This is a genomic window from Micromonospora sp. WMMB235 (genome assembly GCF_001855515.1).
Classification (GTDB): domain Bacteria; phylum Actinomycetota; class Actinomycetes; order Mycobacteriales; family Micromonosporaceae; genus Micromonospora; species Micromonospora aurantiaca.
In genome coordinates this window covers 4,313,401-4,335,388 of the sequence record NZ_MDRX01000001.1, presented here as the reverse complement: position 1 = coordinate 4,335,388, position 21,988 = coordinate 4,313,401, and the positions used below count along the sequence as shown (strand labels likewise).

At 70.8% G+C, this 21,988-nt stretch carries 23 protein-coding genes, 1 tRNA gene and 1 riboswitch; of the genes, 14 read left to right on the top strand and 10 right to left on the bottom strand.

What is annotated here, in order from left to right; translation table 11 throughout:
* Position 1: 1 nt before the first annotated feature.
* The gene (locus BFV98_RS33090) at positions 2-904 is read right to left on the bottom strand and encodes a class E sortase (protein WP_071097279.1); all 903 of its coding nucleotides are present in this window, start codon (positions 902-904) and stop codon (positions 2-4) included.
* A 791-nt stretch (positions 905-1,695) separates the two neighbouring features.
* Positions 1,696-2,502: a DUF881 domain-containing protein gene (locus tag BFV98_RS18985; RefSeq protein ID WP_013283315.1), complete on the bottom strand. Its 807-nt coding sequence runs from the start codon at positions 2,500-2,502 to the stop codon at positions 1,696-1,698.
* A gap of 230 nt (positions 2,503-2,732) precedes the next feature.
* On the opposite strand from BFV98_RS18985, the gene BFV98_RS18980 reads away from it, so the two are divergent.
* Both BFV98_RS18980 and BFV98_RS18975 read left to right on the top strand, forming a co-directional pair.
* Complete coding sequence (locus BFV98_RS18980; RefSeq protein WP_013283316.1) at positions 2,733-2,996, top strand: cell division protein CrgA; 264 nt, start codon at positions 2,733-2,735, stop codon at positions 2,994-2,996.
* Positions 2,997-3,176: 180 nt separating this feature from the next.
* The gene (locus BFV98_RS18975; RefSeq protein WP_013283317.1) at positions 3,177-5,375 is read left to right on the top strand and encodes a (Fe-S)-binding protein; all 2,199 of its coding nucleotides are present in this window, start codon (positions 3,177-3,179) and stop codon (positions 5,373-5,375) included.
* Positions 5,376-5,442: 67 nt separating this feature from the next.
* On the opposite strand, the gene BFV98_RS18970 is transcribed toward BFV98_RS18975, so the two are convergent.
* Positions 5,443-6,120 (bottom strand): GPP34 family phosphoprotein, encoded by a 678-nt coding sequence (locus BFV98_RS18970; RefSeq protein WP_244879707.1) that lies wholly within the window; start codon positions 6,118-6,120, stop codon positions 5,443-5,445.
* Between the two features lie 82 nt (positions 6,121-6,202).
* On the opposite strand from BFV98_RS18970, the gene BFV98_RS18965 reads away from it, so the two are divergent.
* The 3 genes from BFV98_RS18965 (at position 6,203) to BFV98_RS18955 (ending at position 9,688) form a co-directional block, all read left to right on the top strand.
* A complete protein-coding gene (locus BFV98_RS18965; protein ID WP_013283319.1) occupies positions 6,203-7,510 on the top strand; it encodes a hemolysin family protein in 1,308 nt (435 codons plus the stop codon).
* Positions 7,503-8,507 (top strand): hemolysin family protein, encoded by a 1,005-nt coding sequence (locus BFV98_RS18960; RefSeq protein WP_071097277.1) that lies wholly within the window; start codon positions 7,503-7,505, stop codon positions 8,505-8,507. Before BFV98_RS18965 ends, BFV98_RS18960 begins: the two co-directional genes overlap by 8 nt.
* A gap of 170 nt (positions 8,508-8,677) precedes the next feature.
* Positions 8,678-9,688 (top strand): C40 family peptidase, encoded by a 1,011-nt coding sequence (locus BFV98_RS18955; RefSeq protein WP_013283321.1) that lies wholly within the window; start codon positions 8,678-8,680, stop codon positions 9,686-9,688.
* A gap of 70 nt (positions 9,689-9,758) precedes the next feature.
* Here the strand turns inward: BFV98_RS18955 and BFV98_RS18950 are convergent, their stop codons facing one another.
* Positions 9,759-11,792, bottom strand: coding sequence for an N-acetylmuramoyl-L-alanine amidase (locus tag BFV98_RS18950; RefSeq protein ID WP_071097275.1), 2,034 nt, complete (start codon positions 11,790-11,792; stop codon positions 9,759-9,761).
* A 238-nt stretch (positions 11,793-12,030) separates the two neighbouring features.
* Positions 12,031-12,165: riboswitch (cyclic di-AMP (ydaO/yuaA leader) on the top strand.
* Positions 12,166-12,178: 13 nt separating this feature from the next.
* Here BFV98_RS18950 and BFV98_RS18945 point away from each other — a divergent pair.
* Positions 12,179-13,210 (top strand): NlpC/P60 family protein, encoded by a 1,032-nt coding sequence (locus BFV98_RS18945; RefSeq protein WP_030269659.1) that lies wholly within the window; start codon positions 12,179-12,181, stop codon positions 13,208-13,210.
* A gap of 64 nt (positions 13,211-13,274) precedes the next feature.
* Here the strand turns inward: BFV98_RS18945 and dcd are convergent, their stop codons facing one another.
* Positions 13,275-13,853, bottom strand: coding sequence for a dCTP deaminase (dcd, locus tag BFV98_RS18940; protein ID WP_013283324.1), 579 nt, complete (start codon positions 13,851-13,853; stop codon positions 13,275-13,277).
* Between the two features lie 78 nt (positions 13,854-13,931).
* Between dcd and BFV98_RS18935 the strand changes: the two genes are divergently transcribed.
* The gene (locus BFV98_RS18935) at positions 13,932-14,477 is read left to right on the top strand and encodes a pyridoxamine 5'-phosphate oxidase family protein (protein ID WP_071097274.1); all 546 of its coding nucleotides are present in this window, start codon (positions 13,932-13,934) and stop codon (positions 14,475-14,477) included.
* A 70-nt stretch (positions 14,478-14,547) separates the two neighbouring features.
* On the opposite strand, the gene BFV98_RS18930 is transcribed toward BFV98_RS18935, so the two are convergent.
* Positions 14,548-15,540, bottom strand: a complete 993-nt coding sequence (locus tag BFV98_RS18930; RefSeq protein ID WP_013283326.1) for a zinc metalloprotease — start codon at positions 15,538-15,540, stop codon at positions 14,548-14,550.
* A 244-nt stretch (positions 15,541-15,784) separates the two neighbouring features.
* Between BFV98_RS18930 and BFV98_RS18925 the strand changes: the two genes are divergently transcribed.
* From BFV98_RS18925 to BFV98_RS18905, 4 genes are all read left to right on the top strand, one after another.
* Positions 15,785-15,858, top strand: a tRNA-Gly gene (locus tag BFV98_RS18925).
* A 489-nt stretch (positions 15,859-16,347) separates the two neighbouring features.
* The gene (locus tag BFV98_RS18915) at positions 16,348-16,767 is read left to right on the top strand and encodes a hypothetical protein (RefSeq protein ID WP_030269662.1); all 420 of its coding nucleotides are present in this window, start codon (positions 16,348-16,350) and stop codon (positions 16,765-16,767) included.
* An 87-nt stretch (positions 16,768-16,854) separates the two neighbouring features.
* Positions 16,855-17,373 carry a hypothetical protein gene (locus BFV98_RS18910; protein WP_071097270.1) on the top strand — a complete coding sequence of 173 codons (519 nt, stop codon included), beginning with the start codon at positions 16,855-16,857 and terminating at the stop codon, positions 17,371-17,373.
* A gap of 11 nt (positions 17,374-17,384) precedes the next feature.
* Entirely contained in the window at positions 17,385-17,627 is a 243-nt protein-coding gene (locus tag BFV98_RS18905; protein WP_030269667.1) for a hypothetical protein, read from the top strand.
* A 60-nt stretch (positions 17,628-17,687) separates the two neighbouring features.
* Here the strand turns inward: BFV98_RS18905 and BFV98_RS18900 are convergent, their stop codons facing one another.
* Positions 17,688-18,425, bottom strand: a complete 738-nt coding sequence (locus tag BFV98_RS18900; RefSeq protein WP_030269669.1) for a hypothetical protein — start codon at positions 18,423-18,425, stop codon at positions 17,688-17,690.
* A 115-nt stretch (positions 18,426-18,540) separates the two neighbouring features.
* Between BFV98_RS18900 and BFV98_RS18895 the strand changes: the two genes are divergently transcribed.
* On the top strand, positions 18,541-19,086 hold the full coding sequence (locus tag BFV98_RS18895) for a hypothetical protein (RefSeq protein ID WP_071097268.1): 546 nt from the start codon (positions 18,541-18,543) through the stop codon (positions 19,084-19,086).
* Here BFV98_RS18895 and BFV98_RS18890 read toward each other — a convergent pair.
* Complete coding sequence (locus BFV98_RS18890; RefSeq protein ID WP_013473379.1) at positions 19,064-19,366, bottom strand: hypothetical protein; 303 nt, start codon at positions 19,364-19,366, stop codon at positions 19,064-19,066. The two genes, BFV98_RS18895 and BFV98_RS18890, sit on opposite strands and share 23 nt — an antisense overlap.
* 77 nt (positions 19,367-19,443) lie before the next feature.
* Here BFV98_RS18890 and BFV98_RS18885 point away from each other — a divergent pair, with 77 nt between their 5' ends.
* Positions 19,444-20,055, top strand: coding sequence for a dihydrofolate reductase family protein (locus BFV98_RS18885; protein ID WP_013283333.1), 612 nt, complete (start codon positions 19,444-19,446; stop codon positions 20,053-20,055).
* Here BFV98_RS18885 and BFV98_RS18880 read toward each other — a convergent pair.
* Positions 20,034-20,600: a GNAT family N-acetyltransferase gene (locus BFV98_RS18880; RefSeq protein WP_071097266.1), complete on the bottom strand. Its 567-nt coding sequence runs from the start codon at positions 20,598-20,600 to the stop codon at positions 20,034-20,036. The genes BFV98_RS18885 and BFV98_RS18880 overlap by 22 nt on opposite strands.
* A 9-nt stretch (positions 20,601-20,609) precedes the next feature.
* On the bottom strand, positions 20,610-21,005 hold the full coding sequence (locus tag BFV98_RS18875; RefSeq protein WP_030269673.1) for a VOC family protein: 396 nt from the start codon (positions 21,003-21,005) through the stop codon (positions 20,610-20,612).
* An 88-nt stretch (positions 21,006-21,093) separates the two neighbouring features.
* Between BFV98_RS18875 and BFV98_RS18870 the strand changes: the two genes are divergently transcribed.
* Positions 21,094-21,987: a LysR family transcriptional regulator gene (locus BFV98_RS18870; protein WP_013473382.1), complete on the top strand. Its 894-nt coding sequence runs from the start codon at positions 21,094-21,096 to the stop codon at positions 21,985-21,987.
* Position 21,988 lies beyond the last annotated feature (1 nt).

The window sequence follows — 21,988 nt, the reverse complement described above, 5'->3', positions numbered from 1 at the left end:
CTCACGCCTCCAACTCGGCCGGGCGGCCCGCCGACTTGGCCTGCGTGTGGTCGAGCCGGGCGTGGATGATCAACCGCTGGTAGTTGTCGAACTTCGGGTTGCAGGTGGTGAGCGTCAGCAGCTTCTCGGTGGGCTTCTGACCCGGCTTGCCGGGCACCGGCGCGACCACCTCCACCTGGGACGGCTTGACGATCCGCTGCTGGTATACCCGGTAGACGAGCCACTCCGTCTTGGTCTCGACCACTATCGCGTCGCCGGCCTTCATCTCGTCCAGCCGCCAGAACGTGGAGCGGATCCGGTGGCCGGCGACGGAGAAGTTGCCCACCTCGCCGGGCATGGCACTGTCCGGGTAGCGGCCCGGCGCGTACCGGATGTCCTCCGGGCTGACCCCCTCGACCACCACCCAGTGCTTGTCGAACTTGGGGATGTAGAGGCCGGCGACCGGCCTGCCCTCCGCCGGTGGCTTCGGCTTCACCGTCGGCCCGGTGGTCGGGCCGACGGTCGGGTCCGCCGCCGCGTCCCACTCCTGGGCGAGCTGGCTGTTCAGGTCGCTCTGGTGGGCCTCGACGATGACCGCCTTGCCCCAGATCTCGTACCCGGCGAAGAGAAGCACCACCAGCCCGAAGGTGATCAGCAGCTCGCCGGTGCCCCGCACGACGGTGCGCAGCCGGGAGCCGACGGTGGGGCGGGTCAGCTCGGAGTAGACGCTGCGGTACCCGTCGCCGGTCTGCTCGGGCCGCAGTTGCACCACCCGCTCGCCGCGCCGAGGGCGGGGCGGCTCGGCGGGCGGTTCGGCGCCACCACCGCCGCCGTCGCCGGTGTCAGGCACCGGGGGCACCGCGCCCATCAGCCCGGTGGCGTCCAGGTGGGGGTCCGCGGGTGGGCGGGTGACGGCGGGCAGCACCGTCGTCGCTCCGGGGTCGGCCGGAGGGTTCCGGTCCGCGCCGGCCGGCCCGCCGAGAGGGGGTACGCCGGGCGGCCGTCCCTCACCCCCCGCCGGTCGGCGACCGTCCTCCGGCGGGCGTCCGCCGGCCTCCCACGGGCGGGTGCCGTTCTGCGGTGGCTGTCCACCGCGGCCACCACGCTCGGGCGGGATCGCCCCACCTGTGGAATGGCGGACGGCGTATTGCTGCCCCGCCGGTCCGTACCCCTCCGGTCGCGACTGGCGCTCGCCCGGCCGGTGTGCGACGTCGCCGGGTGCGGCCGGGCGCATCCCGGGAGCGGGACCACCCCGGGGCGCCGCTCCGTGGGGCGCGGGGCCGTTCTGCGCAGGCCCGTGGGGCGCGGGGCCGTTCTGCGTAGGGCCGTGGTGTCCGGCGCCCTGGTGCGCCGGGCCGGCCGGGTGGGGCGTACCCCTGGGGGGAAGCTCGCTCGCCGGGGGGCGGAACCGGGGGTCGGCCTCGGGGCGGGAGGCGCTCGCCGGTTGATGCGCCTGACTGCCCGGCCACGGCGGCGGCGGAGCGACCGGCGGGGCGGTCCGTGGCGGGGCGGACGGCGGTTGGCCGGTCCGTGACGGCGCGGGCTGGCGGGTGTCCGGGTCGCGTCGGGCCGGGGCGGTGTGGGCCGGACCGGCGTCGGGCCAGGGCAGGTGGAGCGGCTGTGGCGACGCCGGGGCCGGACGCTCGACCCGGGGGAGGAACGCTGTCGGCTCCTCCTGGCGGTCGTGGCCGGTGCGTTCCCGGGGGTCGCCGCCGGTCACCGGGGCACCGTCGCCGATTGCAACGCGGTGGAGTCCTCGAACGCCGGCACGGTGACGGTGGAGACGCGCTCGACGTACCCGAGTTGGTAGTGGTCGGCCACTTCCTTGAACACCCGCACTCCCTCAGAGGCGGCGAGCGCCCGCTGGAGTTCCGCGGGATCGCCGATTGCCACGATCTTGAAAGGAGGGGAGTACACCCGGCCGTGCAGCAGCAGGGTGTTACCGACGCAGCGTACCGCGCTGGTGCTCAGCACGCGGACGTTCATGATTGACATGGCCTCCGCGCCGCCGGCCCAGAGCGCGTTGACGACCGCCTGGACGTCGCCCTGGTGCACCACCAGGTCGTCGTTGCTGGCGCCCTTCGGCAGCGGCTGGTCGGGCCGGCGGTCGGCGTCGTTCAGCTCGACAGTCACGCCGCTGCCGGTGAGCGCTGTGAACCCGGCGCCCTGCCGGCTGGCGGCGGCCCGGTCCCGCTCGGTCTTGATCGGCCCGTCGGCGCCGGCGAGCGCTTCGGTCTGCTCCTCCACCTCGGCCCGGAGTCGGGCGGCCTTCGCCTCGCTGGCGGCGACCTCCTCGCGGCGGTCCTCGATCAGCTGGGTCAGCTGAGGCCGGCGGTCCTCACGCAGGGAGGTGCCGCCCGCGGTGGTGGCGGTGGTGGTGAACAGCAGACCGGCCGCGGCGGCGATCAGGGGTACGCCGACGGACCAGCCGGGGCGGCGCTGGCGTGCGCGCCGGGGCAGCAGGGCGGCTGCCGCGCGGCGGAGGACCTTCTGCCAGGAGGCGGCGCCGGACGTGTACTCCACCGGGCGTTCCCTTTCCCGTCGTCTCGTTCCGGCCCGCGCCGGTGCGAGCCGACCTGCTCGACCCGGAAAGTCCGCTCTTTCCGGTTACTGAGTGCACCGGCCTGGCCCCATTCGTGGCCTGGACGGTCCGTCCGGACTACGCTAGCTGTCGAACATTATTGGCCATGGACCGTCGCCCTCGCGCCCGGTTGTCAGGCCGGACGAGGTCGTACCCCCCTCTGGAGAGCGTCGTGCCCAAGTCTCAGGTCCGCAAGAAGAAGGTGTACACCCCGCCGACGGACGTACGTCCGACGGCGACGGCGTCGACGCGCAAGCCTAGCCCGATCTGGCTGCCGGTCACGGCGGTCACGCTGATCGTGGCGGGCATCGGCTGGCTGGTGCTCTACTACCTGTCCGAGCAGGCGTACCCGGTCGCCAGCTGGGGTTACTGGAACCTCGCCGTGGGCTTCGGCGCGATGGTCTCGTCGCTGATCCTGCTCTCCCGCTGGCGCTGATCCGGCGCTGCCCCACCCCGGCGTAGGTCACGCCACGCCGCCCCTGCCCGGCGCTTCGGCGCCGGTCCACCTAAGGTGTGCGCAGGGCGGCGTGGCCTGGTGCGAGAAGACTCACGTTACTGCTGGGTAACCTTGCGCGTAGGCTGCACGGACAAAGCAGCAGACCGGGAGGCCAACTCGATGGGCAGCGTCCAGATCGTCACCACGATCCTCGCGGCCGCCATCACCGCGGTGGCGGTGTGGCTTGCGGTGCGCGCGGTCATGAAGATGACCGCCGTCATCCGGCTCGGCCAGCCCGCGCCGGAGCGGTTCGGCGACAAGGGCGCGCGTACGAAGAAGATGCTGGTGGAGACCGCCGGTCACACCCGCATGCTCAAGTGGAGCGTGGTCGGCGCCGCCCACTGGTTCGTGATGGTCGGCTTCATCGTGCTGTCGCTGCTGGTGCTGGAGGCCTACTTCGAGGTCGTCTCCACCGGCGGTGGGCTGCCGATCATCGGGCACTGGACGATCTTCGGTCTGGTCACCGAGTGGATCGGCATCCTCGGCCTGGTCGGCATCCTGGTGCTGATGGCGATCCGGCTGCGCAACCGGCCCGGCCGCGCGGAGAACCGCTCCCGGTTCACCGGCTCGACCATGTGGCAGGGCTACTTCGTCGAGTGGGTCGTCCTGTTGGTCCTGATCTTCGGGTTCGTGATCCGGGGCTTCAAGGTCGCCACCGACCACTTCGAGTACCCGGTCTGGGCCGCCCCGCTCAGCCACGCGGTCGGCTCGGTCCTCCCGGACTGGGAGGCGGGCGTCAGCGTCGCCGCGCTCATCAAGATCGCCATTTCGATGACCTGGCTCATCGTGATCTCGCTGAACGTCACCATGGGCGTGGCCTGGCACCGCTTCCTGGCCTTCCCGAACATCTTCTTCAAGCGCGACCCGGAGAAGCCGGCCGGTTCCGGCCTGGGCCCGCTGCGCCCGATGACCAGCGAGGGCAAGCCGCTGGACTTCGAGGAGGCCGACCCGGAGAAGGACCAGTTCGGTGTCGCCCAGGTCGAGCAGTTCACCTGGAAGGGCCTGCTCGACTTCAGCACCTGCACCGAGTGCGGTCGCTGCCAGTCGCAGTGCCCCGCCTGGAACACCGGCAAGCCGCTGTCGCCGAAGCTGCTGGTGCTGAGCCTGCGTGACCACGCGTACGCCAAGGCGCCGTACCTGCTGGCCGGTGGCGGCAAGGACCTCACCGGCGAGGAGAAGGCCACGCAGGAGCAGCTGGCCGGCGTGGACGTGCTGGCCATGGCCGAGGCGGACCGGCCGCTGATCGGCACCGCCGAAGAGGGCGGTGTCATCGACCCGGACGTACTCTGGTCCTGCACCACCTGCGGCGCCTGCGTCGAGCAGTGCCCGGTCGACATCGAGCACGTGGACCACATCGTCGACATGCGCCGCTACCAGGTGCTGATCGAGTCGAGCTTCCCGTCCGAGGCCGGCGTCATGCTCCGCAACCTGGAGAACAAGGGCAACCCGTGGGGCGCCCCGCAGAACACCCGCGAGGACTGGACCAAGGGCCTCGGGTTCGAGGTGCCGCGCGTCGGCGAGGTCGACGACTTCGAGTACCTCTTCTGGGTCGGCTGCGCCGGCGCGTTCGAGGACCGGGCCAAGAAGACCACCCGCGCGGTCGCCACGCTGCTGAACGAGGCGGGCGTCAAGTTCGCCATCCTCGGCGAGGGCGAGACCTGCTCCGGCGACCCGGCGCGCCGCATCGGCAACGAGTTCGTCTTCCAGATGCTGGCCCAGCAGAACGTCGAGACGCTGAACGAGGCGTTCGAGGGCCGGGAGAAGAGCAAGCGCAAGATCGTCGCCACCTGCCCGCACTGCTTCAACACCCTGGGCAACGAGTACGGCCAGCTCGGCGGCGAGTTCGAGGTGGTGCACCACACCCAGCTGCTGGCCCACCTGGTCAGCGCCGGCAAGCTCACCCCGGTGCAGCCGGTCGACGGCGGCGTGACCTACCACGACCCGTGCTACCTGGGCCGCCACAACCGGATCTTCGCCGCCCCGCGCGAGGTGCTCGGCGACTCGATCCAGGGCGAGCTGACCGAGATGCCGCGTAACAGCGAGCGCTCCTTCTGCTGCGGCGCCGGCGGCGCCCGGATGTGGATGGAGGAGAAGATCGGTAAGCGGATCAACGTGGACCGGGTCGAGGAGGCCATGTCCACCGGGGCGAAGACCATCGCGGTCGGCTGCCCGTTCTGCTCGACGATGCTCAACGACGGCGTGAACGGCAAGGGCGCGGGCGAGCAGGTCGAGGTGGTCGACGTGGCGAGCGTGCTGCTGCGCTCGGTCAAGCCGGAGGCCCCGGCCGGTGAGCCGGAGGTCGCGCCGACCGCGAGCTGAGGCGTACCCCGGCAGGAAGCCGGACCACGACGGCGGCGGCACCCGAGCGGTGCCGCCGCCGTCGCCTTCAGCTGGTCGTGGTGGTCATGATGGCGGCGCTCGTCCCGGCCGTCATCGCGACCATAAGCGCGGCCTGCATCTCCTCGATCGCCTTCTTGACGGCGGCCGATGCCCAGTCACCGGCGGCGATCTCGTCGATGCGCGCCTTGACCCGCTCCTTTGGCAGCTCGCGGAAGATCTTGCGGTCCAGGCCGACCGCGCGGGTCAGCGTGAGCAGCGCGGCGGTCCGGGCGTCGACCGGGCCGTCGCCGGTGAGCGCCGCAGCCATCCGCTCTCGGGCCGCCGTCTCCACCGCCGGCTCCGCGCCGGTCGGCGAGGGATAGCGGGTACGCGGGAAGACCAGCAGCACCCGGTCGGACTCCCGGCGCAGGACCCCGGCGTCGACGAGCCCGCCGAGCACCCGCTCCGGCAGGCCCTTGGCGAGTTTGCCGATCCAGTCCTTCGGCTTGCGGGGGCGGCCCGATCCGACAGTCGTCAGCGCCTCGTCGAGCAGCGGCACGCCGGTCGGGGTGGGGTCGGTGACGACGAGCCGCTTGTCCGCCACCTCCACCCGGCCGGCCAGGGCCAGTTCCAGCAGCACCGCCCCGGCGAGGCCGTAGCCGAGGTGCGGACTGCCGAGCCGGTTCGTGCCGCCGTCGTCGTACGCGAGCAGGACCAGTTCGTCGGTGAGCAGCAGACCGTCCATGCGCACCACGCTACGGGGGGTCCGCCATCGGCGCGCGCGTGCCACAATCACGCGCATCGACGGCCTTCTGCTTCTGACGCTGTTGCCCCTGGTCGGTTTCGTGCTGCTGACCGCCGGCAACGCCTTCTTCGTCGCGGCCGAGTTCGCCCTGGTCACCGTCGACCGGGCGGAGATCGACAGGCGGGCCGACGAGGGCGACGGCCGGGCCGCCACGGTACGCCGCGCGCTGCGTGAGCTGTCCTTCCAGCTCTCCGGCGCGCAGCTCGGCATCACGCTCACCGCGTTGCTCACCGGCTACCTGGCCGAGCCCGCCCTGGCCCGGCTCTTCGCGCCGCTGCTGCACTCGCTCGGCGGCGCGGAACGCTTCTCCGGCCTGCTCGCGCTGGCGCTGGCCACGCTCATCTCGATGCTGTTCGGCGAGCTGGTGCCGAAGAACCTGGCGCTGGCCCGCCCGATGCCCGCGGCGCTCGCCACCGCCGCGCCGATGCGGGCCTTCTCCCGCACCTTCGGCTGGCTGATCCGGCTGCTGAACGAATCAGCGAACCGGCTGGTGCGCCGCCTCGGCGTGGAGCCGCAGGAGGAGCTGGCGAGCGCCCGGTCCCCGGAGGAGCTGGGCCTGCTCGCCGCCATCTCGGCCCGGGCCGGCGCGCTGCCGCCGGACACCGCGATGCTGCTGCGCCGCACCATCCGCTTCGGCGACAAGCGGGCCGCCGAGGCGATGACGCCCCGGGTGGACGTGACCGCGTTGCGCGCCACCACGACTGTGGCGGAGTTGCTGGAGGCGTCCCGGCGGACCGGCCGGACCCGGTTCCCGGTCTACGAGGAGACGCTCGACCTGGTCACCGGCGTCGCCGGGGTGCCCGACGCGCTGGGGGTGCCGCTGGCCCGCCGCGCGGCCACCACTGTCGCCGCCGTGGCCCGGGAACCGGTGTACGTCCCGGAGAGCCTGAACCTGAACGGGGTGCTGGCCGCGCTCAAGGCCGCCGGGGCGGACCTGGCGATCGTGGTGGACGAGTACGGCGGCACCGACGGCGTGGTGACGGTGGAGGATCTGGTCGAGGAACTGGTCGGGGAGATCGCCGACGAGTTCGACCCGGACGCGGTGGACGGCTTCGGGCCGGTGGAGCTGACGGTGCCCGGCGGCGAGCGCACAGTCCTGACCGACGGCGTGCTGCGCGCCGACGAACTGGTCGAGCAGACCGGGTTCCGGCTGCCCGACGGGCCGTACGAGACGCTCGGCGGGTTCCTCATGGCGCGGCTCGGCCACATCCCGGTGCCGGGCGAGGCGGTCGACGAGGCCGGGTACGAGTTCACTGTGGTGGAGGTCGACCGGCACCGGATCGAGCAGGTGCGGGTGGTACGCCCCGAGGAGCCCGACGGCGGTGCCTGAACTACTCGTCGCGGTGGGGTTGCTGCTCGGCAACGCGTTCTTCGTGGGCAGCGAGTTCGCGCTGATCGCGTCCCGCCGTACGGTCATCGAACCGCTGGCGGCGACGTCGAAGCGGGCCCGGCTGGCGCTGGCGGCCATGAACCAGATCCCGCTGATGATCGCCGGGGCGCAGCTCGGCATCACCGTCTGCTCGCTCGGCCTCGGCGCGATCGCCGAGCCGGCGCTGGCGCACCTGCTGGAGCCGGCGTTCGCCGCGCTGGGGCTGCCCGCCTCGGCGGTGCACCCGGTGTCGTTCGTCATCGCGCTCGCGGTGGTGGTGTTCCTGCACACGGTGGTCGGCGAGATGGTGCCGAAGAACATCACGCTCGCCGGGCCGGAGCCGTCGGCGCTCTGGCTCGGCCCGGCCATGCTGGCGTTCTGCCTGGCCACCAAGCCGCTGCTGCTGGCGATGAAGTGGGCGTCCCGGCAGGTGCTGCGGTGGTGGCGGGTGGAGGCGACCGATGCGGTGAAGACCGTGTTCACCGCCGAGGAACTGGCCGGGCTGGTGTCCCAGGCGCGTACCGAGGGGTTGCTGGACGCCGAGGAGCACGCCCGGATCACCGGCGCGCTGGCCCTGCACAGCCGTACCGCGGCGGACGCGCTGCAACCCTGGTCCACGGTGACCACGGTGGCCGAGGACGTCTCACCGGCGTCGCTGGAGGTGCTGGCGACCCGTACCGGCCGGTCCCGCTTCCCGGTGGTGCAGCGGGCCACCCGCCGGGTGCTCGGTTTCGTGCACGTCAAGGACGTGCTCGGGTACGCCGGGGCGAGCCGCCGCGCGCCCGTGCTGGCCGAGATCTACCGGCCGCTGGCGGTGGTGCCGCCGGACCGTACGCTCGCCGATCTGCTGCTGGCGATGCGCCGCGAACGCCGCCACATGGTGCTGGTCAGCGACGGACGCAGGCCGATGGGTGTGGTGACGCTCGACGACGTATTGACAGCCATCGTCGGAAGATGAATTGAATACCCTTGGTGTGCAACCGATTGCGGATACGTGATTGAACAAAGGGTCGCCTTGATTCCATCGGACGCCTTCCCTAATGTGAGGCACCGACCGCTGTGGGTCGTCTGCCTCGACCTTCCCTCTCGCGAGGCGCCCGGCGGTCGGTTGCAAAGGAGTCCGTGCCGGTGGCAACCACGCCCCCTCAACGTCACGCCCCGAGCGCTCCACCCGGCCGGCGGGCCGGGTTCCGACGGGTGGTACACGGTCTGGTCACCCTGGTCGCGGCCGCCGCGGTCGGCGCCGGAATGCTGACCGCCCCGGCGCACGCGGCGCCGTCGGTGGACGAGATCGACGCGCAGATCGACAAGCAGTGGCAGCAGCTCGAACCCACCATCGAGCAGTTCAACAAGGTCCGCTCGCAGCTTCGCGCCAACCAGAAGAAGTCCAAGGCGCTGAAGGACAAGATGGTGCCGCTGGAGCTGGCCTCCACGCTCGCCATGAACAAGGTCGGCGACATCGCGGCCCGCTACTACATCCAGGGCCCGTCGCAGGAGCTGGGTGCGCTGCTGGTGAACTCCAAGCCGGGCGCGCTGGCCGAGCAGCTGGTCATGCTGGACCGGATCGCCGAGGACCAGCGCCGCCAGATCGCCGGTGTGCTCAAGGTGCGCGACGAGTACAACAAGCAGAAGGAGAAGCTCGACGCGCTGATCGCGCTGGAGATCAAGCAGCAGAACGATCTCGCGGCGAAGAAGAAGCAGATCGACTCGGAGATCAAGCGGCTGACCGCCATGCTGCCGGTGACCTCGATCCGCCCGGCAGGCTGCCCCGCCGTCGACGGCGTGGTGAGCAGCGCCGCGCGGACCGCCATCAAGACGGCGTGCGCCCAGGTCGGTGACCCGTACGTGTGGGGCGCCACCGGCCCGAACTCGTTCGACTGCTCCGGTCTCACCCAGTACGCGTACAAGGCGGCGGGCATCTCGCTGACCCACTTCACCGGCGCGCAGTGGAACGAGGGCCGCAGGATCTCCCGCTCCGAGGCCCGCCCCGGTGACCTGGTGTTCTTCGGTTCCGACCTGCACCACGTCGGGCTCTATCTCGGCAACGGGGTGATGGTGCACGCGCCACGTACCGGCAAACCGGTCCAGGTGTCGAGCATCAGCACGATGCCGATCGCCGGCTTCGTCCGGGTCGCCTGATCCGGAACCCTGGCAGCGAGAAGGCCCCCGGTCCACGCGGACCGGGGGCCTTCCCGTGTGCGGTGCCGGGTCAGCGCGGCGCGCCGACCGGGGACGGCAGGATCAGCACGTCGTCCAGGTTCACGAACATGATCCGGTGACCGAACTGGACCTGCACGTAGCGGTTCTCGCCGCGGACCACGGTCCGGTCACCCGGTGCCGAACCGTCGAACGAGACCGCCCGGTAGTACTCGCCGGGCAGCACCCCGCCCACCGCGTACCGCTGGCCGGCGGCGAACGTGTACTGAAGCGGCGAGATGGTCTGGTACGGGATGGTGTCCGGGTAGGCGGCCTGCTCCGGGTAGGCCCGCCCGTACACCGGGATGGTGGCCTTGCCGGGCCGCGGCGTCACGACGAAGCCGGTGGCCCACTTGGCCGTCGGCGCGGAGGCCGGGTTGAGGAACCACGCCTTCTGGCCGAGGTACCAGATCGCCGTCCAGTCGCCCTGGCGGCCGGCGAGCGCGTACGTCTGACCGGCGGAGGCGCGGGCGCCGTGGTCGGAGATGTACATGGTGTCCGGCGTGCCGTCCGGGCGCAGCCCGAGGTCGTTGACGAGCGGGGCGTCCGGGCTCGGCGCGGTCCGCAGGATCACCGACGAGGAGCCGCGCGACGGGCACGGTTCGGCCGGCGGCCGGGGCGTCGGGACGCCCGGCGGCTGCTGGTTGCAGCCGAAGAACGCCGGCCGGTTGGTGGCGAAGTCCGGGTCGATGGTGACCAGGCCGGTACGGGGCGTGCCGGTGCTGCGGAACGGCGCCTTCATCAGGTCGAAGTAGTGCGACCAGTCCCAGTACGGTCCCGGATCCCAGTGCATGCCGCCCACCGCGCCGGCGTTGATGCCGGGCACGTTGTCGTGGCCGATGATGTGCTGCCGGTCCATCGGGATGCCGAGCTTCAGCGCCAGGTGACGCACCAGCTTGGCGGAGGTGCGGTACATCGCCTCGGTGTACCAGGTGCCCTGACCGGCGAAGCCCTCGTGCTCCAGGCCGATGGACTTGGCGTTGACGTACCAGTTGCCGGCGTGCCAGCCCACGTCCTTGGTCTTGATGTGCTGGGCGATGTAGCCGTCCACCGAGCGCAGCGTGTAGTGCCAGCCCAGGTAGTCGGCCCGCTTCACCAGGTCGACACTCGGGCCGAAGTAGCCCTCGGTGTCGTGGATGACGATGTACTCGATCTTCTGCTGCTTCGGCCGGTCGCCCAGGTCGTGGTTGCCGTAGTCGCCCGGGTCGTCGCTGAGCTGCTCGTACGGCGCGGGGATCCACTCGCAGGCCAGCCGCACCGGGCACTCCAGCCCGTCCGGTCGCTCGGCGTTGCGCAGGCCCAGGCGGGCCAGCCGGGAACGGTCCGGCTTCGCGGCGGTGGCGGCGAGCGTGACCCGCTGGCCGTCGTCGGTGGTCCGGCTGGCGCCCTGGCCGAGTTGGTCGTAGACCTCGTCGGCGAAGGCCGCCGCGGCGTCCGAGGTGTCCGCGCCGGAGTACCGGGCCACCGCGCCGTACCAGGCCGCCGGATCGGTGCCGGCGCCGACCGGCCCACCCAGAGCCTTCTGGTACGACGCCAGCAGCGCGGCGCCACCGCGGATGTTCGCGGCCGGCTCGGTGCGTAGCGTGCCCGCGTCGAGCCCGGTGAGCGCGGCGGCGGCGTCGAGCGTCTGGAGCGAGGCCGGCGGCAGCGGGGTCTCCCGCTTCGGTGCGGCCGCGGTGGCCGGATCGAGCTTCAGCGGCCGGGAGTCGTCGCCGCGCGGGTCCTCGTCCTCGTCGACGTGGGCGCTGCCCGGCATGGCGAGGATGTGCGCGGCGTCGGTCAGGTGCATCGGGCCGTAGCCGCCGCTGGTGCTCGGCTGCCCGGTGTGGGTGTCCCAGCGGGACTCCAGATAGGAGACACCGAGCAGCACGTTCTGCGGTACGCCGTACTCGGCCGCGGCGGCGGCGTATTGTTGTTGCCGGTCGCTCGCGGACGCGGACGTGTCCGGCGCGGCGGTCACCGGGCCGGTCGTCGCCAGCGCGGTGGCGGTCGCCACTGCGGCGGCGAGCAGTATCCGTCTGCCCGACGGCGGGGCGGAGAGGTGCATCGAACCTCCTGGACAGGGATGGGGGTCACTGCGTTTCCACCCTCACTCCGCACACCCGCGAGGGTCAATACCTTTCCAGTGAGTAATCAGCCTTGAAAGAAAATTTCACCTCCGACCGGGGTGCGGCGCCTCATCGCGTACGGAGTGTCACGGCGCTGGAAGTTGCGGATCGATAACGGTGGTCCCTACTCTGGTGAATCGTCGGCCGCACGTCTCACCGTCCAACCCGGTCGGTGACGGTCCGACACCGCCGAGTCGCCTCCGGGCGAGCCGGGGAACCAGGTACCTGGGGTGAATCCGCAGCGATGCGGTAGGGCGGCTCCCTTCCCGCCCGAATCCGTCAGCTAACCCGGTAGGCGGTACGGAAGAAGGAGTACGGACGCCCGGTGGCACTCCATGCCCCGCGGCCGTCGTCGAGCCGGTCGGTCGACCGGTCCACGGCTGTGCCGCGTACCCGCTGGTCCCGCTTCACCACAGCCCTCGCCGCTCTCGTCGGCACCGCAGTCATCCTGACCGGTGGCGCCACGGCGGCACACGCCGAACCCTCGGTCGCCGAGATCGAGGCGCAGATCGACCGCGACTGGAACAAACTCGAACCGGTCATCGAACAGGTCAACGCCGTACGCGAGCAGCTCGCCGCGCGGCGCAAGCAGGCCGACGCGCTCGGCCGGCAGATCGCACCCCTCCAGGCCCGGGTGGACGCCGCGCTCGGCCAGGTCGGCGGACTCGCCGCCGACGCCTACAAGGGTGACAACCTCTCCACCGTCAACGCGCTGCTGGGCAGCCGCTCACCCGGTGACCTGGTCAACGGCCTGGAACTGCTCGACCGCTTCGCGCACCGCCAGCACGAGCAGGTGCGCTCCGTCGCCGCGCTGCGCGACGAACTGGCGGCGAAGAAGAAGCCGCTGGACGAGATGATCGCCGGACTGGCGCGTACCGAGGCCCAGCTCGCGGCGAAGAAGAAGCAGATCGACGCCGAGATCGCCCGGCTGCAGAAGCTGCGGCTCAAGGTGTACGGCAACGGTGGCGGCGGCCCGCTGCGCCCGGCGCCCTGCCCCGCCGGTTACCCCGGTGGCGCGGCCGGAGCGGCGGTCAAGTTCGCCTGCGCCCAGATCGGCAAGATCTACGTGTGGGGCGCGGCCGGGCCGGATCACTTCGACTGCTCGGGCCTGACCATGGCGGCCTGGGCCAAGGGCGGTGTCTCGCTGCCGCACAACGCGCGCCAGCAGCACGGCATGACGAAGCGGGTGAGCCGGGCCGAGCTGCGCGCCGGTGACCTCGTCTTCTACTACAGCGACCTGCACCACGTGGCGATGTACGTGGGCGACGGCTGGGTGGTGCACGCCTCCCAGTCCGGCAAGCCGATCACCATGAAGCGGGTCGACGACGGCGACATCAACAGCTACGGCCGGGTGTAAGGAAGGGCCCCCTCTTAACGCCTCCGGTAGAGGAGGGGGCCCCTATTAACAACTGTGGGCGCCGTCAGCGGGTCGGCCAGGTGCGCCAGCTCTGCCAGGACCGGCTCGGCGTCGGTCCGCGCTGCCCCTGGTAACGCGAGCCGTAGACGGCCGAGCCGTACGGGTGCTCGGCCGGCGAGGAGAGCCGGAAGATGCAGAGCTGGCCGATCTTCATGCCCGGCCAGAGCGTGATCGGCAGGTTCGCCACGTTCGACAGCTCCAGCGTGACGTGACCGGAGAAACCCGGGTCGATGAAGCCGGCGGTCGAGTGGGTCAGCAGCCCCAGTCGCCCGAGGCTCGACTTGCCCTCCAGCCGGCCGGCGAGCTGGTCACCCAGCGAGATCACCTCAAGGGTGGAGGCGAGCACGAACTCGCCCGGGTGCAGCACGAACGGCTGCCCCTCCGGCACCTCCACCATCGAGGTCAGGTCGTCCTGCTGGATCGACGGGTCGATGTGCGTGTAGAGGTGGTTGTTGAAGACCCGGAACAGCCGGTCCAGGCGTACGTCGATGCTCGACGGCTGCACCAACGTGGGCTCGAAGGGCTCCAGCGCGAGCGTGCCGGCCTTGATCTCGGAGACCAGGTCGCGGTCGGAGAGCAGCATCGGAACACCATAGCGACAGGTGCCGGTGACCTGCGTGTCGCACTACATCTTCGTACACGTGTTCGATAGAGTGTCCACATGGCTTCCTGGTCCGAATTCGCCGCCGACGAGCCCCGCCTCGCCGCCGAGATCCGCCTCCTGATGCAGCAGTACGGGCCGGGCTTCGGCTATCTCGCCACGGTCCGCGCCGACGGCGGGCCCCGGGTGCACCCGGTCTCCCCGGTGTTCACCGCCGACGGCCTCTGGTGCTTCGTCATCGACTCGCCGAAGCGCCGCGACCTCGAACGCGACGGCCGCTACGCGCTGCACTCGTTCCCGCCGGAGGAGAGCGACGACGAGGCGTACGTGGCAGGCCGCGCCCGGCCGGTGACCGACCCGGCCACGGTGGCCCGCCTGGCCCGGATCGGCCGCGCGTCGCCGCAGGGCGACTGGCGGCTGTTCGAGTTCACCGTCGAGGCGGCGATGCTGACCCGCCGTGATCCGGTGGCCCAGCCCGGCGCCGCTCCGCCCCAGGTGCGGGTCTGGCTCGATCCGCGCGGGGCCGAACCCGCCCGGCGTGACCCGCTCGCCGCCGAGGGGCGGCGTGGCCGGCACGGCTTCGACACCCGCCGCCCGGCCGCCTGACCCGGCCCACGACGAAAACGGTGCCGGCCCCGTCCGAGGACAGGGCCGGCACCGGTACGCGGTACGACGGTCAGGCTGCGCGGTAGGCGTTCCACGCGGTGAGCATGCGGCTCGCCTGGCCGGCGGTGAACTGGTACATGCAGGAGTCGTACGTGTAGTCCATGAAGTTGGTGATCGGGTCCTTGCCGGCGGTCGAGCAGGTGTCGCGGCCGGTCGGGCACTGGTACGCCGGGGACGCCTCGGCCGGGGTGTCGGAGACGCTGTCGCCCGAGCCGGAGCAGCCGCCCTGGAAGGTGTGGTAGAGGTTCAGCCAGTGGCCGACCTCGTGGGTGCCGGTGTCACCCTGGTTGTAGTTGGTCGCGGTGCCGCCGGGCAGCGACTCGTTCAGCACGACCACGCCGTCCATCTTGTCCAGCGTCCGCTTCGGGAACGTCGCCCAGCCCAGCAGGCCGTTGCTCAGCTCGCCGAGGTAGATGTTCAGCGTGTTCTTGCCGCCCTCACGCAGCGAGGTCTTCATCGAGCGCTCGGCAGAGGAGCCCTGCACGATCGGGTACCACGACGGGTTCGTCACCCGGTTGATCTTCGTGAGCTGGAACCCGAAAGCGGTGGCGGCGCCGCCGGTCGAGCCCGCGTACGACTGGTTCAGCACGGTGATCTGCTGGTTGATCATCGAGTCGGTGATGTTGCCGCCGGCCCGGGTGCTGTTCTCCTGGATGACGTGCACGACGACCGGGATGGTCACGGTGGCCAGCGGGGCGACGGCGCCGGTCCGGAAGCTTGCCCGCTCGCGCTGCGCGGCGGCGAGGTCGGCCTCACGGTCACGGACCTGCTTGGCGGTCAGGTGGTTGGGGTCGAGCTTGGCGTTGCCACCCTTCGCGACGCGCGCGTTCGCGTGTTCGTCGGCGTGGGCGTCGGCCGGCTCGGCGCAGACGCCGGCCGGGGCGGCCGAGAAGGCCGAAGCAGCGGGGACGACGCCGACGGCGGCGGTGCTGAGCAGCAGCGCGAGGGTCGACGTCGCGACACCGGCGGTACGCCGGGTCAGCAGGTTGGGACGGAGTCCCATGGGCCCACCTCTTTCTGACGGCGTGCCAGGGGGTGTGTCACGCCGGTTCGGAAACGTGGGGCAGACGTTACATCCCATCGACGCATTTGAGAACGCCCATACGTTGTCGACGTTGGCGCTTGATCCACTCCAGCTCGGGGAGGTGGCGGGGTCAACCGCCCGTCGATACCGCCACCTCGCCGAAGTGGCGCGCGGGCACCTGGATGCACGGGGGTGGTGACCTTCAGGTAGAGTGGTGCCGCCTGCGGGTGTAGTTCAATGGCAGAACATCAGCTTCCCAAGCTGACAGTGCGGGTTCGATTCCCGTCACCCGCTCCAGCACGAAGGCCCTGATCAGGACGAGAGTCCCGAGTCAGGGTCTTCGATATTCAGTGGCCAGCCAGCACGACCGGTGTCATTAGCGTGCCATCACGGTCCGGCCGGTGGCTGCGGCGGTTCCCCCTGGTTGGCCGTACCGGTCGTGGTCTCCGGCTGCGGGCCCTGCTGGGCGCCGCCTGCGCCGTCGGCGTCTCGAGCTACAAGCAGAGTGACCCCACGGATGCCGCGCTCGATGATCCGCCAGGGCAGAAGCACGTCCCCCCAGCTCTTGATATCGAACGCCTTGATGATCTGCGGAGCCTGCCCAACGAGAACCTCCCCGTTGGGGAGGCGGGCCATCGCGTAGCAAAAGACGAGCCAGGTGTTACGTAGTTGTGCTGACGAGGGGGCATGCGACAGCTGGGCCCGAGGCCGGGCGCGAGGCCACTGCTTGTCGGCCGTCGTCGGTACGATCGCGCGATCCCCATCTGTTGATCAACGGAGAGAACCGTGCAACTGCGCCTGAAGTACGCGCCCGTGCCGGAGAACGCAGCCCGGTTCGCGGGCGACATCGTGGTGTCAGCGGCCCAGGTCAGCGGTGTGCACCTGGACTACACGCCGGACAGCCTGGCGGCCGTGGACGCCATCCTCGACGGCTTTCGGGCCGAGGGCCTCGCCGCTGGGCAGGTGGCAGAGACTCTCTTCGGCTTCGGTTGCTATGTCGGCGAGGTGCTGACCCGGCATGCGGGTGGACGGTGGCGCGCAACGGCGGCAGACGAACTGGCCGTCGTCGGATGGCCCATGGTGGTCGAGCTCGCCGGGCAGGGCTGGTGCAATCCGATCGCGAAGGCCTTCAAGCGCCTGGAGAACGGTCCGGAGGACAGCCTCCGGTACTTCTATGCAGTGTTCGCACCAGGCGGAGCCCGCTAGCGAGGGCGCGTAGCGCTGATCTCGCCCCCACCGTCGGCGGGTCGACTGACACAATGCGGCGTGCGCTCGCGTCTACGGTTGATCAGGGTGACGACGACTGCGGTCCAGGTACGGGAGACGGCCACCGTCGACCTGCCGACGAGCGCGGAGGCGGCCTTCGGCTTCATGGAGGATCCGGCCTCGTCGGTGGTGCTGGACGACTCGATTGAGATCGGCGTCACTCTGCCCGGACCGAAGGGAGTCGGCGAGATCCAGGCGTTCGTGCATCGGAGCCCCGACGGTCGACTGGGGATCATGCACGAGGTCGTCGAGGTCGAACCGGGACGTCGTGCCGTCACCCGTACGTTGACTTCCGGGTACTCCAGCGGCGGCGTGCTCACCGTTGTGCCGCTCGGGCCCGACTCGTGCCGTCTCACCCAGGAGTTCTGGGCGGAGCTTCCGGCAGGCGTACTGGTGGGGGTTGATGCGCAGTTGCGCCACGAGTACCGGACGTGGCTCGCGGTAGTGGTGCCGGACCTTCGCGCGGTAAGGCTGCTGATTGAAAGCAGCGCTACTTGGGCTGATCGCCGTTCGAGAGCTGACCGGCGTGGTCGACAAAGGACGTGAGGTGCGCCGACTTGGCAGCAGAGCTGACGCGGGACGAGGCCATCGCCCTCGTCGAGCGGATCATGAGTGTCGACTACGCGGACGATGGTGAGCTGGGCGGCTGGCTGGACCAACTTGAGCGAGACCTCGCCTGCCCAGGCGGCTACGTCTCCAACCTGATCTACTGGAGCGACCCCGAGTTGACGGCTGCCGAGGTGGTTGACCGAGCCTTGGCCTACCAGCCGATCCAGATGCGGTCCACGCCATGGACGTAGCCGTCGCGAGGGCTCCCACCGCTTGTGATGCCACGAGCATTCGGCGCGCCGTCGCGAGGGCTATTTGTCCCACCGATCGGCGTAGGGCAGGGCGAGCAGGCCAATGTAATCAAGCACGTCGCTCGACGCGTTGTGTTCCCGTAGTGGGGTCGGCGCATGTCGTATCACCCACAGCGACAGCGCGGCGCCCCACGTGTCCTCCTTGTGCCAACTCGACCAGGGGAGCCTGTCGACCACCAGGTCGTCCACCCACTCCTCCACGGCCGTGACCAGCCGTCGTCGGGCCACCGCGTCGGCCAGCGACTCCGTCCAGACAGCCAACCACGGGGTGAGCTTGCCGGTGGTCTCGGCGATGAGTTCCAGGGCCTCGTGAGCGGGCACCTTCGCATCGGGCTCGACCAGGGCATGCAGCCACCAGGCGTCCAGGAACTCCCGCAGAGCGTCCCGCTGCCCCTTGGGCCATTCCTGCCAGCGGGCGGTGGTGAACAAGTACCCGAGGCTCTCCATCCCGGCCATGGGCATCACTCTGCCGGCCACGAGGCTCCGGGTCAGTTGGGGCAGGATCCGGCGCAGCAGCGGGCCGGGATAGCGCCAGTCCGTGGTCCAGTACGTGCGACGGAGCAGGTCCTCGTCGAGCGGCACGTCCGGCGTCTTCAGCAGTGCCAGTTCCTCCGCGCTGCCCCAGTGGCACTCGCAGTTGGACTCCTGCCGGTGCGCCGTCATGCCCTGGAACGTGGCGGCCGCACCCGCCAGCGCCTTCTCCAGGAGGTCGCTTACCTCAGTCCGATCGGGGATCATGGCGAATCCGCCTTCGAGGACTCCGGAGGCGTACGCCTGCCGAAGAGAGTGATCTTACGGTGAAGGCGAGGTGGGACGTGCACCCGACCAACGATCATCTGCCGGAGGAAGCCAAATGACACCGAATGCTTCGCCGACCGTGGATCGACTCGCCGGCCTGTTCGACTGGGACGGGGCGACGGAGACGGAGATCGACTGGACGGCTCTCACCGAGGCGGCAGGCCATCCCTTTCCCGAGGACTACCGACGCTTCGTCGAGCGCTTCCCACACGGCAGCATCGGCTTCCTGGAAGTGCTTCATCCTTCCGACTGGGGCGTACCGGAATTCCTCCGGTACGCGCGGAACTGGCATCACGTGATGAACAAGAGGGCGGAGTGTACAGGAGGGTTCCCGTACCACTTCGGCACCTCACCGGGAGACCTCCGGGTCTGGGGAGCCGTGAACTTCGACTATCTGCTCTGCTGGCACCTGGACGACGGTCCTCCCGAGCAGTGGCCGACGGTGGTCTGCGATACCGCCCTGATCGACCCGCCCGAGCCCTACGCCGGCACTGCCACCGCATTGCTTGTCGAGATCGCGGAACTGAGGAACCCGGTGCCGGTGATCGGGTACGTCACGGAGATCGACGGGATGCCCTTCAGGCTCGTCCGGCACGAGTAGAGCGGGTCCACTGGCCCGGACGGATCCAGGTCTGCCCGTCGCCGGGCCGGACCCGCACGGAGTCGCCCAGGTCCAAGGCGGCGAGCACCCCGAAGACGGCGTCCAGGACGGCTCGTCGGTCCGCCGTCACAAGGACGTCGACGTCGAGGTGGGAGCCGTGCTCGCTTGTTCCGGCACCGGTCACCTCGCCGCGCCCGACGAGAGCCTCGTTGAGGGCGTCTTCGAGGTCGTCGCGATCGATGTCGATCTGCCCGTCGATGACCAGTTCCACGAAATCCATCACGTACACCTCGGCGATGAGTTGCGGGTCGTTGACGGGTCTGACGGGGGACGAGCGGAAACCGGAGGAGCGGACCCATGGGCAAGCTGATCGTGACAGAGTTCCTGACCCTCGACGGCGTGGCGCAGGCGCCCGGTGAGCCCGACGAGGACCGCGAGGGCGGCTTCAGCCACGGCGGCTGGCAGATGCCGCTGCTCGACGAGAAGTCCGGCGCGGTGATGTTCCAGCAGGCGAGCAGCATGGACGCGCTGCTGCTGGGCCGCAAGACGTACGACATCTTCGCCGGCTACTGGCCGAAGGCGCCTGCGGACATCCCCTTCACCGGCCTGCTGAACGGCGTGCCGAAGTACGTGGCCAGCCGCACGCTCGCCGAGCCGCTCACCTGGACGAACTCGTCGCTGGTAAAAGGTGACCTCGCCGAGCGCGTCACCGAGATGAACGGCCGCCACGGCGAGGTCCACGTGATCGGCAGCCTGGACCTGGTGCAGTCGCTGCTGCGCCTCGGCCTGGTCGACCGGCTCAACCTGTGGGTGTACCCGGTGGTGCTCGGCACCGGCAAGCGCCTGTTCGGCGAGGGGACGGTGCCGAGCGCGTTGCGGCTCACCGAGTCGGTCACCCACGCCCACGGCACGCTGCAACTGACGTACGAGCCGGCCGGAGCGCCCACCTACGGGGACGCGGCGGCGTAGGGCGCGCCGAAGTCGAGCACGTGCCGCAGGCCGGGCTCCCCGTCCAGATCCACCTCGCAGCCGGACACCGAACCGCTGCGCACCGAACCGTCGTGCACCGAATCGCCGCGCACCGAACCGTCGAGCACGAAACCGGCGCGACGGAGCACCGCCAGCGAGGCAGGGTTCGCCAGGGCCGCCGAGGCGACCAGCCGGCGCAGCCCGTACTCGGTGCGGGCCAGTTCGCAGACGTGCCGTACGCCTTCACCCGCGAGCCCGCGCCCGGCGGCGCGCTCGGCCACCCGGTAGCCCAGCTCGGCGCTGCCGCCTGCGACGTCGACCAGGTTGAACCGCCCGAGCACGGCGCCGTGGTCGCCGACCAGCACGTGGAAGTGGCAGGTGCCGCGTTCCTGCTCGTCCAGCAGGGCCGCGTGCCGGGCGGCGTACCCGGTGAAGAAGTCGTCGCCCCGGTCGGGGACGTACCGGGCGAAGTAGGCCCGGTTCTCCCGCTCGAACCGCAGCACGGCGGGTGCGTGGTGGGCGGCGAGTCGTTCCAGCTCCGGCATCGGAACAGGTTAGGCGTCGGCCGGGTAGCAGCGCAGTTCGATTGTGTTGCCGTCCGGGTCGCTGACGTAGATCGAGGTGGCGGTGCCGCGCGCACCGAAGCGCGGGACCGGGCCGGTCAGCACGGTGAAGACGCCGGAGTCGACCACCCGCTGCCAGTCGACCGGCTCCACCACGAGGCAGAAGTGGTCCACGTTGGACCCGGTCGGGTCGCCCTCGATCAGGTCGATGATGGTGCCGGCGTCGACGCGTACGGAGGGGAACGGCACCTCACCGGCCCGCCACCTGTCGACCCGCACCGGGGCCAGGCCGAGCGTGCCGCAGTAGAAGTCGAGGGAACGCTCGACGTCGCTCACCGAGAGGACGAGGTGGTCGAAACCGGTCACCGTCACGAGATGGTTGTGCATGCCGTCAACCCTGGTCCGGCGCGTCGTCCGGACCAACCCCGATCCGGACTACGATCGTTGACCCGCAGGCAACGACGGAGGTGCTCCGGTGCTGGAGCGGTACGAGGTCGAGACGTTCCTGACCCTGGCCGAGGAACTGCATTTCGGGCGGACCGCCGAGCGGCTGCGGGTGAGTACCGGCCGGGTCAGCCATGTGGTGCGCAAGCTGGAACGCCGCATCGGCGCGCCGCTGTTCGAGCGGACCAGCCGGGTCGTCCGGCTCACCCCGATCGGCGCCCGCCTGGCCGAGGAGATGCGCCCGTTGGTGGCCGGCATCGAGGCGGCTGTGCAGCGGGCCGTCGACGCCGGGCGCGGGCTCACCGGCGAGCTGCGGGTGGCGTATGTCGGTGAGTCGACAGCTCCGGTGCTGCTGCGCGCGGTGGCCCTGTTCACCGAGCGCCACCCGGACTGCGAGGTGCACGTGCACGAGGCGCCGCTGGCCAGCACCCGGTCGAGCCTGCTGGACGGCACGATCGACGTGCTGATCGCCTCGTACCCCTTCGACGGCATGGCGAACGGCCCGGTGCTGCTGCGCGAGCGCCGGGTGCTCGCGGTCGCCGCTGATCATCCGCTGGCGGCCGAGGAGTCGGTGTCGCTGGAGGTGCTGGGCGACCATCCGGTGGTGCAGTACCCGGCGGTGACGTCGGCCGCGTTCAAGCAGGACCGCACGCCGGACCGCACCCCGTCCGGCCGCCCGGTGCCGAAGGGCCCGGTGGGCGGCAGCTTCTCGGAGATGCTGGCGCTCGTCGCGATGGGGCGCGGGGTGCTGCCGGTGGGCGAGCAGGCCCGGCAGTTCTACGCCCGCCCGGACGTGGCCTACGTGCCGATCCACGACGCGCCGCCGATCTGTCGCGGTCCGGTGTGGCCGGCCGGGAACACCACGTCCCGGGTACGTGAGTTCGTCCGCGCGGCTGCCGACGCCAACCCGCTGCCGCCGGACTGAC